The organism is Pseudomonas sp. W22_MBD1_FP4 (assembly GCF_052113765.1).
GTDB lineage: Bacteria > Pseudomonadota > Gammaproteobacteria > Pseudomonadales > Pseudomonadaceae > Aquipseudomonas > Aquipseudomonas sivasensis.
On sequence record NZ_JBGQOI010000028.1, the window covers coordinates 1 to 13,061 of the forward strand.

At 60.2% G+C, this 13,061-nt stretch carries 8 protein-coding genes; 1 reads left to right on the forward strand and 7 read right to left on the reverse strand.

What is annotated here, in order from left to right:
• Nucleotides 1–116: 116 nt before the first annotated feature.
• From ACEN2T_RS26505 to ACEN2T_RS26520, 4 genes are all read right to left on the reverse strand, one after another.
• Entirely contained in the window at nucleotides 117–1,016 is a 900-nt protein-coding gene (locus ACEN2T_RS26505) for a polysaccharide deacetylase family protein (RefSeq protein ID WP_095184041.1), read from the reverse strand.
• A gap of 84 nt (nucleotides 1,017–1,100) precedes the next feature.
• Nucleotides 1,101–2,351 carry an OprD family porin gene (locus ACEN2T_RS26510; protein ID WP_442117805.1) on the reverse strand — a complete coding sequence of 417 codons (1,251 nt, stop codon included), beginning with the start codon at nucleotides 2,349–2,351 and terminating at the stop codon, nucleotides 1,101–1,103.
• Nucleotides 2,352–2,504: 153 nt separating this feature from the next.
• A complete protein-coding gene (locus ACEN2T_RS26515) occupies nucleotides 2,505–4,112 on the reverse strand; it encodes a J domain-containing protein (protein WP_442117806.1) in 1,608 nt (535 codons plus the stop codon).
• A gap of 10 nt (nucleotides 4,113–4,122) precedes the next feature.
• Nucleotides 4,123–5,820 carry a molecular chaperone HscC gene (locus ACEN2T_RS26520; RefSeq protein ID WP_442117807.1) on the reverse strand — a complete coding sequence of 566 codons (1,698 nt, stop codon included), beginning with the start codon at nucleotides 5,818–5,820 and terminating at the stop codon, nucleotides 4,123–4,125.
• A gap of 209 nt (nucleotides 5,821–6,029) precedes the next feature.
• Here ACEN2T_RS26520 and ACEN2T_RS26525 point away from each other — a divergent pair, with 209 nt between their 5' ends.
• Nucleotides 6,030–6,977, forward strand: coding sequence for a hypothetical protein (locus ACEN2T_RS26525; protein ID WP_122752603.1), 948 nt, complete (start codon nucleotides 6,030–6,032; stop codon nucleotides 6,975–6,977).
• An 81-nt stretch (nucleotides 6,978–7,058) separates the two neighbouring features.
• On the opposite strand, the gene adeC is transcribed toward ACEN2T_RS26525, so the two are convergent.
• The 3 genes from adeC to ACEN2T_RS26540 are packed head-to-tail and all read right to left on the reverse strand — an operon-like array spanning nucleotide 7,059 to nucleotide 12,826.
• Complete coding sequence (gene adeC, locus ACEN2T_RS26530; RefSeq protein WP_095184043.1) at nucleotides 7,059–8,516, reverse strand: AdeC/AdeK/OprM family multidrug efflux complex outer membrane factor; 1,458 nt, start codon at nucleotides 8,514–8,516, stop codon at nucleotides 7,059–7,061.
• Nucleotides 8,513–11,674: an efflux RND transporter permease subunit gene (locus ACEN2T_RS26535; protein ID WP_032888352.1), complete on the reverse strand. Its 3,162-nt coding sequence runs from the start codon at nucleotides 11,672–11,674 to the stop codon at nucleotides 8,513–8,515. The genes adeC and ACEN2T_RS26535 overlap by 4 nt, the downstream gene beginning before the upstream one ends.
• A 3-nt stretch (nucleotides 11,675–11,677) precedes the next feature.
• Nucleotides 11,678–12,826, reverse strand: a complete 1,149-nt coding sequence (locus ACEN2T_RS26540; RefSeq protein WP_032888349.1) for an efflux RND transporter periplasmic adaptor subunit — start codon at nucleotides 12,824–12,826, stop codon at nucleotides 11,678–11,680.
• Between the last annotated feature and the right edge of the window lie 235 nt (nucleotides 12,827–13,061).

The window sequence follows — 13,061 nt, forward strand, 5'->3', positions numbered from 1 at the left end:
GGGGGGGGGTTTTCTTCCCCCCCTGTTCTTTCCCCCCCCCCCCCCCCCCCCCCCCCCCCCCCCCCCCCCCACCCCCCCCCCCCCTCCCACATTTTTGCTCTTCACACGGCTTAAGGTCAGTGGGAGTCGGCGTCCCACACCCAATTCCACACGCCCGGTAAATGCACTTCCTCACTGACAGCCTTCACGGTGCGTGACAGCGCTGCCCGTTCGAGTGCGCCACGGTCGGTGTAGAACGGCTCGGCGGCGGTCTTCATGCCGGTGACCTGGGCACTGTCCAGCAGGATCTGCAGGTATTCCTGCATATGCCGCGCGGTGTAGCGGTTGATGTCGTGGAAGGTCACCACCACCGGTATCACGCCGTCCACTGTCGGCAACTCCCCCAGCGCGATGCGTTCGCGCACGACCGACAGTTGTCGATACAGGTTGGCGCGGCGGCGTGGGCTGCCGTTGAAACCCCAGATCTTGCCGTCATTGGCGCTCAAGTCGGTCAGCAGAACGTGCATGCCATGGCGCTGGTAGGCGGCGAAGGTGCGGCGGTCGTAGTTCCAGAACGGCGGACGGACCAATACCGGTGGTGCGCCGGTGATCGAGGCGATATCGGCAGAACCCTGGGCCAGGGTGCTATCCAGTTCGGCGTTGTTCAGCCAGCGGTGGTTGGTATGGAACGCCGTGGCCGTGTGAAACGCCAGAATATGACCGCCCGCGTACTCACGCTCCATGGTCTTGCGACCCCGTGAACTGCCGCCCGAACGGGCCGCTTCGGTCTGTAAAAAAAACACGGCCTTGATTCCCGGCAACACCGGGTTGTGCGCCAGGTCGGCCACCACCGAACGGCTCGGGTTGTTGTAACCCGAGGCGCTGGGGCCGTCATCGAAGGTCAGCAGAAAACGGATCGGCGCCTGTGCTTGCAGGCGCTGTTCGGTCTGGGGCGTCAGGGCGATAGGCGCGCCGATGCAGCCACTGAGGCTCACGGCCAGGGCCAGCACGGCGGATGCGATGGCGAAGGATTTCATGGTGTGCGCGGGCTCGAAAAAGAGGCCGCTGCTGGGCGGATCAGCAGCGGCAGGCGCGCACGATACAGTAAGTGCCGCGCCGGATTACAGCAGACTTATCGGGTAACTGACGATCAACCGGTTTTCGTCAAACTCGTTGTTGCTGTAGTCGCGACGCATGCTCGAATTGCGCCAGCGCATCGTCAGGTTTTTCAGGCTGCCACTTTGCACGGTGTAGCCCAATTCACTTTCGCGACCCCATTCCTTACCGTCGGTGATGGTGCCTGTGTGTACGTTGCTGCCGCTGATATAGCGGTTCATCAGCGTCAGCCCCGGCACACCGACGGCGGCGAAGTTGTAGTCGTGGCGCAGTTGCCAGGATTTTTCCTGAGCGTTGTCGTAGCTGGAGTTGTAGCTATCGTTGGCCAGGGTGCCGCCGCTGGTGCCGTTGACGCGCATCCAGGCGTTGTTGCCGGTGAGTTTTTGCAGGCCGACATAGAACGTGTTGCCGCCGTACTTGGCGGAGAACAGGCCGGACCAGGTCTTGTTGTCCAAGTCGCCTGCGCGGGCGCTGCCGTCATCCTTGCCGTAGAAGAACCCGAGGTTGGCGCCCAGGGTCCAGTCACCGAGTGGCTGGCTGTGGGTCAGGTTGACGTATTGTTGGCTGTAGATGTCCTTGAGCTGGGCATTCCAGAGGCCGACCTGGGTGCGTTTGTCGTTGAACGCGTATTCGCCGCCCTGGAAGTTGAAGCGGTCCGAAGTGAAAGCGGTTTTGCCGACCATCGACATGTCCGACATGCTGCTGTCGTCGCGCGGGCTGTTGGCGCGGAACTGGCCGCCGTACAGTGTCAGGCCGTCGATTTCCTTGGACGTGATCTGCCCGCCGCGCAGGGTTTGCGGCAGGGAACGGCCGTCATCCGAACGCAGGATCGGTAGCACAGGCATCCATTCCCCGACCTTTACTTCTGTCTTCGAAATACGCGCTTTGAACGCAACGCCGAGACGCCCGAATTCATCCGCCGGCCGGCCGTCATGATCCAGCGGCAGCAACTGCGTGCCGCCAGTACCGCGCCCGCCATCAAGCTTCAACGAGTACAGCCCCAGCACATCCATACCGAACCCCACCGTGCCTTGGGTGAAGCCGGACTTGGCGTCGAGGATGAAACTCTGCGTCCACTCCTGCGCGCCGCCCTGGGTTTTGGTTGGGTTGGTGAAATTGCGGTTGATAAAGAAATTACGCAGGTTGAGGTTGGCGCTGGCGTCTTCCAGGAAACCGTGTTCTTCGGCGACGACGGGAAGGGCAAGGCTGGCGACAGCGGTGGCCAGCAAAAGCTGGCAAGGACGGAACGTGCTCATGGCGTTGGACCTGTTGTTATTGGGGTTGTGCAGGTGGCGGCCATGGTGCGGGGCGGTGCGGGAGGGGTTCAATCGGGGGCGGGCGGGTTGTGGGCGATGATCGAACGCAAGTTACCGGGCCTCCCTTTGCGAGGAAGGCGTCGGTTCAATGGTTCAGAGGAAGTAGAGCAGGCTCGTCCACGGGATCTCTGGCAAGTACCTCTGGCAGAGTAGGGTGACCGCTGCCATCACGGCCAGGAAAGCCACCTGCAGCGGACTCCAGTGCGCCCAATGCAAGCCGCTGACCCAAGGGTAAAAGTGCTCGACATACTCATTCACTTTGCCGATACGCCTGCGGTGAAACAGATGTATGCCGATCATTCCGACGTACGTCAGCATGCCCATCACGCCCAGCAGTAAGCCGAACATCAGCAGCATGCCCACTTGAGGAATGCCGTGGCGCAGCACCAGCCAGTGTTGATGAGGGTTGAACCGTGACGGCAGCAGGCGCTTGCTGAGCCACAGGTCCTGGACGATCAGGTGTGATGTCAAGACAGCCCACAACTGAGTGCCACGTATGCCGATAATGGCCGGAGCAAAGGTCAGTATCACCACAATGACGGCGTCGCTGAGCCTATCCATTTTTGTATGTGGGGAAACGGCCAAGGCGGCTGCCAGCGCCAGGCCACCCCATACCCGTATCCAACTTCGATGGGAGACCGGCCTGGGGAGGAATTCTCGCCAAAAAAATACATTAGCCTGGGGAAGCCGCTCAACCAACTGCGGGTAGCGCCAGGCCAGAACTTCGGCCAGATGCTGGCAGGCGTTCCAGGCATTACTGTCGAAGCTCTGCGTCATCTGTTTTTGTTGCGTCGCCGACATTGGCGTGAGCAACAGGCGCGCCGCCATGGCGTCGGCGGATTTCCATGTCGTGTCCCGGGCCTTGTCTTGCAGGTTGGCGTAGAAGCTTTCCTGTTCGCAACGCGACACCAATTCGCGCCACATCCACGCCGGTTCCGGGTAGACGCCTTTCTGGTCGTCCCAACCGAATGCCTGGCACACGCGCTCGAACAGCGGCACGCTCCATTGGGTGTCATGCAACAGGTGCAGGACGATGCGCTGCCACTGCTGTTGCAGGTCGAACACCTGCAGCCAGGGTTGGTCGTTGTACTGCGTGAGCTGGGTGATGAATTCGCGCTCGGCCTTATGCTCCAGCAGTTCCTGCAGGGTGCGGCGGTAGTCTTGCAGCAGCTCGCCGGTCAGCGCTTCGTATTGCCAGGACGTCATTGCCACCTGCTGCCAGGGGGTCAGCCATTCCAGGTGTTGCGCGGCCCAACCGGCGATGGCGCTGCGTTCGCCCGGTGCTTCGAAGCAATGGCGCAACAGGCCGGCCTGGAACGCATCGGTGCAGCCCTGTCGCTGAGCCTGGGCCCAGCGTTCATCAAGGTTACGCGCGTTGAGGCCATTGAGCAGTGCCTGGGCTGGGTCTGTTGTGAGTGGCTCGAAGGGCGCAGGGCTGACGGGGCTGAGGTCCATCAGTTTGGTCAGGTCATTCAGGATTCCGTAGACCGCTTCGGCCACGGGCGCCTGGACGTGTTCTTCCTCTTCGTTATCAGCCCGCCAGCGTACTTCACTCAGCGCTTGTTCATAGGCTTCGCGCAGGCGCTGGAAGCCTTTGGCATCGTCATCCGGACGACAGTTTTTCAGCATCCGCGCATAGCTGCGCTTGATGGCACGTTCGTCGGCGTCTTCCGGCAGTTGCAGCACGCTCCAGCAATCCATGAGTGTGCCCTCAGCGCCAGAACCCATTGTCGAGCTGCTCAAGTTGCCGGGTCAGTTCGCTGCGGGCCTCGCGGATGCGGCGTTCGTCCTGGGTGTCGAGTATCTGCTGGAACTGTGCGGCCCAGTGGCCGAGTTGCTCACGCAGCTCGCCGAGGTTTTCCTGGTAGAGCCGTTCGAGGCGCGCGGTGAGCACGGTGTTGACCTGCTGGTCGCGCGGGTGAACTTTCAACTGCGCCAGGGCTTGCAGGCGTTGCTGGATTTCCTGCGGGCTGAGCACGCCGGGGTTGTTTTCGATCACCAGCGAGTGCTGCTCGCCGGTCAGGGGGATGCTCACCTGGGCTTCCAGCAGGCCGTTGTTGTCGTAGGTGAAGCGCACGTCCAGCGAGACTTCACCGCCCTTGCGCTTGGGTACCGCGATGTCCAGTTGGCCCAGTTCGATGTTGTCTTTCACCAGGCGGCTTTCGCCCTGGTAGATCTTCAGCAGCACCTGGCTCTGGTTGTCGTGCAGCGTCACCACGCTTTTGACCCGGCTCACCGGTACGCTGCTGTTGCGTTCGATCAACGGCAGGTAATGGCCGCTTTCGATATGGCCGCCGTACTGGTTCGAGGTTTCGATGCCCAAGGTGTAGGGGCACACGTCGGTCAGAACGACTTCTTCAAGCGCAGCGGAACGGGCTTTGAGCGCGGCCTGGATCGCGGCGCCGTGGGCGACCACTTGGTCGGGGTCGAGGCTGATCGACGGGAAGCGCCCGAACAATCCGGCGGCGAGTTTGCGCACCAGCGGCATGCGCGTGGTACCGCCCACCAGCAGGATTTCATCGAGGTCGCTGACGCGAATCCGTGCATCGCGCAGGGCGCGTTCAATCGGTGCGCGCAGGCGTTCCAGCAGCGGTGTGTAGAGCTTGGCCATTTCCTGTTGAGTGATGGTCTGCACCCACTGTTGGCCATCGACCCGCAGAGCGAACTCGGCGCTGTCGTCCTGGCCCAGGGCTTTGCGCACACGTTCGGCTTCGCGGCGCAGGGCCTGCAGTACGCTGTTGGTGGGCGGGAAACCGTCGGCATTACGCTGGCTGTCGACGAAGTGTTCCAGCAGCAGGGTGTCGAAGTCTTCGCCACCGAGGAAGTTGTCGCCGGCACTGGCACGTACTTCCATTACGCCGTCGAACAGTTCGATGATCGACACGTCAAAGGTGCCGCCGCCTAGGTCGAAGACCAGGAATGACGTCTCTTTGTCGCGCTGGTGCAGGCCGTAGGCGAGGGCGGCGGCGGTGGGTTCGTTGATCAGTTTTTCAACATTGAGCCCCGCCAATTCACCGGCGATGCGCGTGGCTTTGCGCTGACCATCGCTGAAGTAGGCGGGCACGCTGATGACGGCTTCGGTGACGGGGTGGCCGTAGGTACGTTCGATATCTTCCTTGATGCTCTTGAGTACCAGCGCCGAGAGTTCTTCGGGGCGGAACGAGCGATCACCCAGACGCACTTCAGTGGCGCTGCCCATGTAGCGCTTGAACAGCGAAGTCGTCAGGTGCGGGTGGGTGTGCAGGCGCTCTTTGGCGGCCTGGCCTACCAGGACACGGCCTTGATCATCCAGCCCGACCACGCTTGGGGTCAACAACTGGCCAAGGGCATTGGGCACCAGTTCAGCGGCATCCCCACGCCAGACGGCCGCGAGGCTGTTGGTGGTTCCCAGGTCGATTCCTACGATCATTACGACAAGCTCCCTCTGTGGTCTGTAAGAATCTGTGACCAATTTTAGCCTGAAAGGTTGTCGGGAAAGCAAGGCGCGCTCAACTCGCCAGCTTCGGAGGTATGGCTGGGGGAGTCTACTGTCAGGGTTGACAGTAGAAGGGCGAGGGGCAAGGGCTTATGTTCAAGGTGGTGGCAGTCGCTTTTTAAGATGCTCAAGGAGAAGAACTCATGAGCTTTGGATCAGATATAGGTAGCTATTTGACGTCTTCCGATAAATTTGAAGCCCACTTGATTATTGAGGGCGAAGAGCCGACCCCGATCAATTTCGACACCTATGAAGTGAGCTATATCGACGGCTTCCAATTCTTTATTCGCGTGGGGCTTGAGGACAACCCTGGTTCGAAAAACGAATTGACCCTTGAGGCCCGTGAGCTGAAAACAGGCCAGACCTACCCTATCGGCCCACAAGCACCGGGGATCAAAGCGAGCTTTGGCCTGGAAGGCTATGTTGAGTATTTCCCGGCTGATTATTCGGGTTTTCTGACGGTTGAGCGCATTGAGCGTAGCGATGTTGGCAATACAACCCTAAGTCTGCGTTTTTCGATCTATTTCAAACCCGATGGCAAACCAGAGATGGAAGTTAGTTGCCAGACCCTTGAACTTTCAGCCTTTGCGGCAGGGGGGACGCCGGTGGGCGGTACGTTTGAAAAGGCGTCAAAAGGCAGCACTGAGGCAGCGCTTGCACCGATTCCAACGTTTTGTGAGATTGCGGTCAGGGTGAATGGGGGATACGAAGTCATAGATTTGGGGAATATTTACTTTGTCAGATACCCGGACTTGAGCTTCTTCATACAGTGCACGCCACGAAATGGCTCCACGCGCGCAACGCTTGAATTTCGTGGCGATGAATTGAAGGCCTACACCAATTATCCGATAACCGGAATTGATGGCCGGAAGCGTCAGGCAGGCAGTGTTGACACATTTTTTATATTGCGGCCTGAATTCTCAGGTAGCTTTTCTGACCCCACCGGAGAATTTCGAGTTCTGCGTACTCACGATTCCGAAGAAGGATTCTGGTGTCAATGTGAGTTTGAGTTTTCAGTGACTGCGGGTGGCTCAGAATATAAGGTTGAAAGTCTTGTATTCCAGATTCAAGTCAGTGAAGCGAACGCGTGAGACAGACGCCAGATCTCAATGAAACGTTAGGCATAAAAAAACCGCTTCCCGGCAAGGAAGCGGTTTTTTAGTTCAGCGTGATCAGAACAACTTCAACGCCGGTGCTTCTTCTTTCAACGGCTCATTCTTCGCCGTCTGCTCGTTCCAGCCGCCGCCGAGGGCCTTGTACAGGTTGACCTCGCTGGTCAGCTGCGCCAGGCGGTCGGTGATCAGCGATTGCTGGGCACTGAACAGCTGGCGTTGTGCGTCAAGGAAGGTCAGGTTGCTGTCGACACCAATGCGGTAGCGACGCTCAGCCAGGCGGTAGTAATCCTGGTTGGCCCCGACGAAGCCACGCTGGGCATCCAGTTGCTGCTTGTAGGTCTCACGGGCGGCGAGGCCGTCGGAGACTTCCTGGAAGCCGGTCTGGATGGCTTTCTCGTAGTTCGCCACGTTGATCTCTTTCTGGATCTTCGAGTAGTCCAGGCTTGCGCGCAGGCTACCAGCGTTGAAGATCGGGATGTTGATCTGCGGTGCAAACGACCACGTGCCCGAACCGCCTTTGAACAGACCGCCCAGGGTCGGGCTTGCGGTGCCCGCACTGGCCGTCAGGGTGATGCTCGGGAAGAACGCTGCACGGGCCGCGCCGATGTTGGCGTTGGCCGCCTTGAGGTTGTACTCGGCCTGCACGATGTCGGGACGACGTTGCAGCAGGTCCGATGGCAACCCGGCCGGCACGTCGCTGAGCAGGTCATCCGACAGTGGCTTGCTGGCGATATTCGCCGGCAGGCCGGTGCCCAGCAGCAGGGTCAGGCTGTTTTCGTCCTGGGCCACCTGGCGGGTATAACGCGCCAGTTGCACGCGGGCGTTTTCCACCGACGTGCGGGCCTGGCTGAGATCGAGGGCCGAGGCCACGCCGACTTCGTTGCTGCGCGAGGTCAGTTTGAAGCTCTGCTCGAACGCGCCCAGGGTGTCCTGGGTGAGCTTGAGCAGTTCCTTGTCGGCCTGCCAGGTCAGGTAGGCATTGGCCACACTGGCCACCAGGCTGATCTGGGTGCTGCGCCGCGCTTCTTCGGTGGCGAAGTACTTCTGCAGCGCTTCTTCACTCAGGCTGCGGACACGGCCGAACAGGTCCAGCTCGTAGGAACTGATCCCCAAGCCAGCCGAGTACTGGCTGGCGATGGTCGCTTCACCGGTCTGCGACAGCTTGGCCGGCGTACGCGAACGGCTGCCGCTGCCCGTGGCCGATACGGCCGGGAACAGATCGGCGCGCTGGATCTGGTACTGCGCGGCATAGGCATCGATGTTCAGGGCAGCAACGCGCAGGTCACGGTTGTTTTCCAGCGCAGTCTTGATCAGCTGTTGCAGGGCAGGGTCATGGAAAAACTGCCTCCAGCCCTGCTCGGCAGCGGCTTGGTTCGGCGCCTGGGCTGGCGAATACGCCGGCCCCTGCGGGAACTGTGCCGCCACCGGCGCTTCGGGGCGCTGGTAGTCAGGTATCAGCGAGCAGCCACTGAGCACGAAGGCGGTGACGGCTAGGGAAAGTAGCGACTTGCTCATTGGCCAGCCTCTTTAGGAGTTTGCTTAGGTTCAGTCTTTTTACGCTCGCCCGCGGCGGACACGGTTGCAAAGAACAGTGGCACCCAGAAGATCGCCAGGACAGTGGCCGTGATCATACCGCCAATTACGCCGGTACCGATCGCGTGCTGGCTGCCTGAACCGGCGCCCGATGAGATCGCCAGCGGCAGTACGCCGAGGACGAACGCCATGGAGGTCATGATGATCGGACGCAAGCGCATACGCGATGCTTCGATGGCGGACTCGACAATGCCTTTGCCTTGTTCGTGGAGCTCTTTGGCGAACTCCACGATCAGGATGGCGTTCTTCGCCGCCAGACCCACCGTCACCAGCAAGCCCACCTGGAAGAACACGTCGTTGGACAAGCCGCGCATGCTGGTGGCGATCAACGCACCCACCACGCCGAGCGGAACCACCAGGATCACTGCGATCGGGATCGACCAGCTTTCGTACAGTGCCGCGAGGCACAGGAACACCACCAGCAGCGACAGCGCATACAACGCCGGCGCCTGGGAGCCGGAGAGGCGTTCTTCATACGACAGGCCCGTCCAGGCGTAGCCCACGCCCGCTGGCAATTGCTTAGCGATGCGTTCGACTTCGGCCATGGCGTCACCGGTACTGTAACCCGGTGCTGGCGTACCGAGGATTTCCATCGCCGCCACACCGTTGTAACGCGAGAGTTTTGGCGAACCGAAGATCCACTTGCCCGAGGCGATGGACGACAACGGCACCATCTTCCCGGAGTCGCTGCGCACGAACCATTTGTTCAGGTCTTCCGGGGACATCCGGCTGGCGGCTTCACCTTGCACGTACACCTTCTTCACCCGACCACGGTCGATGAAGTCGTTGACGTAGCTACCACCCAAGGCAATCGCCAGGGTCTGGTTGATGCTCGACAGGGTGATGCCTTGGGCACTGGCCCTTTCGTCGTCAACGGTGAGTTCGTACTGCGGCTCATCGTTCACGCCGTTAGGGCGCACACCTGCCAGGATCTTGCTTTGTGCTGCCATACCCAGGAACTGGTTACGTGCCGCCATCAGTTTGTCATGGCCGACACCGCCTTGGTCTTGCAGGAACACGTCGAAGCCGGTGGCGTTACCCAGTTCCAGTACAGACGGCGGAACGATGGCAAATACCATGGCGTCCTTGAAGGTCTGCATGAAGTAGCCCTGGGCGCGCTTGGCGATCTCGAATACCGAGGTGGAAGCATCACGCTCGCCCCACGGTTTGAGCATCACGAAGGCCAGGCCCGAACTCTGGCCACGACCGGCGAAGTTGAAGCCGTTCACGGTAAACACCGATTTCACGCCTTTGCCTTCGCCCGGCTCGCCTTCCTTGTCGTTGAGAAGGAACGCGCGCATATCGTCGATGACTTTTTGCGTCCGTTCAGCCGAAGAGCCGACTGGTGTCTGCACCTGGGCAAAGATCACGCCCTGGTCTTCATCGGGCAGGAACGCAGCAGGGATGCGCATGAACAGCCAGATCATGCCGGCGATGATCAGCGCGTACACCAGGAACGCCGGGATCTTGTGCTTGATCATGTTGCCCACGCCGCGCTCGTAGCTCAGTACGCCACGGTCGAAGGTGCGGTTGAACCAGCCGAAGAAACCACGCTTGGGTTGGCCGTGCTTCTCGGGGTCGATCGGCTTGAGCATGGTGGCGCACAAGGCCGGGGTGAAGATCAGGGCAACCAGTACCGACAGCGCCATCGCCGAGACAATGGTGATGGAGAACTGTTTGTAGATCACACCGGTGGATCCACCGAAGAACGCCATCGGCAACAGTACCGCCGACAGTACGAGGGCAATACCCACCAGGGCGCCCTGGATCTGGCCCATGGATTTGATCGTCGCGTCTTTCGGCGATAAGTGCTCCTCGGCCATTACCCGCTCAACGTTTTCGACCACCACGATGGCATCGTCCACCAGCAAGCCGATGGCCAGGATCATGCCGAACATGGTCAGGGTGTTGATGGTGAAGCCAAACGCGGCCAGGATCCCGAAGGTACCCAGCAATACCACCGGCACCGTCATGGTGGTGATGATGGTGGCGCGGAAGTTCTGCAGGAACAGGAACATCACCAGGAACACCAGCACGATCGCTTCGACCAGGGTGTCGACGACACCGGAGATCGATTCGGTCACTACAGGCGTGGTGTCATAGGGCACCACGGCCTTCATGCCAGGCGGGAAGAACGGTTCGAGCGACGCCACAGTAGCGCGGATGGCTTTGCCGGTGTCCAGCGCGTTGGCGCCCGACGCCAGCTTGATCGCCATACCCGAAGCGGGCTTGCCGTTGAACTGCGCAGCAATGCTGTAGTTCTGGCCACCCAGCTCAATACGGGCGACATCCTTCAGGCGTACCTGTGAACCGTCGGTATTGACCTTCATCAGGATATTGCCGAACTGCTCGGCCGTCTGCAGGCGGGTCTTGCCGATGATCGTGGCGTTCAACTGGGTGCCGGGCAGGGCAGGCAGGCCGCCCAGTTGGCCGGTGGCCACCTGTACGTTCTGTGCGGAAATCGCCGTGCTGACATCCACCGGCGTAAGCTGGTAATTGTTCAGCTTTGCCGGGTCAAGCCATATACGCATGGCGTACTGCGAACCGAACACCTGGAAGTCACCCACACCAGCGGTCCGTGAAATCGGGTCCTGGATGTTCGAGACGATGTAGTTGGAGAGGTCGTCCTTGGTCATGCTGCCGTCTTCCGACACCAGACCGATTACCATCAGGAAGTTCTTCACCGACTTGGTCACGCGGATACCCTGCTGCTGCACTTCTTGCGGCAGCAGTGGGGTCGCCAGGTTCAGCTTGTTCTGCACCTGAACCTGGGCGATGTCCGGGTTAGTGCCCTGGTTGAACGTCACGGTAATCGTCATGCTGCCGTCGGAGTTGCTGTCCGAGGAAACATAACGCAGGTTGTCGATACCGTTGAGCTGTTGCTCGATGACCTGTACCACGGTGTCCTGCACGGTTTGTGCGGACGCGCCTGGGTAGGTCACCTGAATATCAATGGCGGTCGGCGCAATGGCCGGATACTGGTTGATGGGCAACTTCATGATCGAAAGTGCCCCGACCAGCATGATCACCAGGGCAATTACCCAGGCGAAAATGGGACGGTCGATAAAAAATTTCGACATGGATTACTCCCCTTTGCCAGCAGCGGCAGCAGGAGCAGCAGCGGAACCTGCGGGCTTGGCGTTGTCAGCGTCCTTGACCTTGACCTCAGCGCCCGGCTTGACGTACTGCAGCCCTTCGGTGATCAGGCGGTCCCCGGCGTTCAGGCCTTTTTCCACCAGCCAGTAGGCGCCGGCGGTGCGGTTGGCCACCAGTTCACGCTGCTCGACCTTGTTGTCGGCGTTGACGATCAGCGCTGTTGGAATACCCCTGAGATCACGGGTCACGCCTTGCTGCGGTGCCAGGATGGCCTTGCTGTTCACACCGGCTTGCAATTGGGCGTGTACGAACATGCCCGGCAGCAGGGTGTGGTCAGGGTTAGGGAACACGGCGCGCAGGGTGACCGAGCCGGTGGTCTGGTCGACCGAGACTTCGGAGAACTCCAGCTTGCCGTCCTGGCCGTAATCGCTGCCGTCTTCCAGGGTCAACTTGACCTTGGCGGCATTCGCACCGGCTTTTTCCAGCTGGCCGCTTTCCAGGTCGCGGCGCAGTTTCAGCATTTCAGCCGACGACTGTGTGACGTCGACGTAGATCGGGTCCAGTTGCTGAATCACGGCCATCGCATCGGCCTGGCCATTGCTGACCAGCGCGCCTTCGGTGACGGCAGAACGGCCGATACGCCCGGAAATCGGCGCGTACACCTTGGTGTAGCGCACATTGATCTGGGCGGTTTGAACGTTTGCTTCGGCAGTCATGCGGTTCGCGACAGCGGTGTCGTATTCCTGACGGCTGACGGCTTGTTCATCAACCAACTGCTTGTAGCGATCGGTGATGGACTTGGTCTGGGTCAGCGTGGCTTGTGCGCTTTTCAGGGTGGCCTCATAGACCGACGGATCGATCTGATACAGCTGCTGGCCTTCCTTCACGTCGGCGCCTTCTTTGTACAGACGCTTGAGGATAATGCCGTTGACCTGAGGGCGAACTTCCGCGATGCGGTAGGCGGTGGTGCGGCCTGGTAGCTCGGATGTCAGAGTAAAGGCTTGCGGTTGAAGGGTGACCACGCCGACCTGAGGGATTTGAGCGGGCGGAGCCGCTTCTTCCTTTTTACATCCGCTGAGCAGCGATGCCAGGGCGACGGCAGTGACCAGAGCGGTAACAGCTGGCTTAAGTTGCATGAAGATCCTCGGGTCAGGCGCGCAGGGTGCGCACAAGAAGGGTGGAAGGGTAAAAAACAGGCTGTGAGTAGATAAGTAGCTTGCTACGCAATATACTTACGTTCATGGTTGTTTGTAAACTCTTGACAGGCTTCGCGCAATGTTGACAAAGCAACACCCGAAGCCTCGATTCCATTACGTTCGGCACCCATGACGGTGTCGTCCCACAAATATTCAGATGATCGTTCGCGTCTAT

Excerpts from the sequence above, each read along its gene's own strand:
- ACEN2T_RS26540 (WP_032888349.1), bottom strand. The coding sequence starts at position 12,826 with ATGCAACTTAAGCCAGCTGTTACCGCTCTGGTCACTGCCGTCGCCCTG.
- ACEN2T_RS26535 (WP_032888352.1), bottom strand. The coding sequence starts at position 11,674 with ATGTCGAAATTTTTTATCGACCGTCCCATTTTCGCCTGGGTAATTGCC.
- ACEN2T_RS26505 (WP_095184041.1), bottom strand. The coding sequence starts at position 1,016 with ATGAAATCCTTCGCCATCGCATCCGCCGTGCTGGCCCTGGCCGTGAGC.
- ACEN2T_RS26515 (WP_442117806.1), bottom strand. The coding sequence starts at position 4,112 with ATGGATTGCTGGAGCGTGCTGCAACTGCCGGAAGACGCCGACGAACGT.
- ACEN2T_RS26520 (WP_442117807.1), bottom strand. The coding sequence starts at position 5,820 with ATGATCGTAGGAATCGACCTGGGAACCACCAACAGCCTCGCGGCCGTC.
- adeC (WP_095184043.1), bottom strand. The coding sequence starts at position 8,516 with ATGAGCAAGTCGCTACTTTCCCTAGCCGTCACCGCCTTCGTGCTCAGT.
- ACEN2T_RS26525 (WP_122752603.1), top strand. The coding sequence starts at position 6,030 with ATGAGCTTTGGATCAGATATAGGTAGCTATTTGACGTCTTCCGATAAA.
- ACEN2T_RS26510 (WP_442117805.1), bottom strand. The coding sequence starts at position 2,351 with ATGAGCACGTTCCGTCCTTGCCAGCTTTTGCTGGCCACCGCTGTCGCC.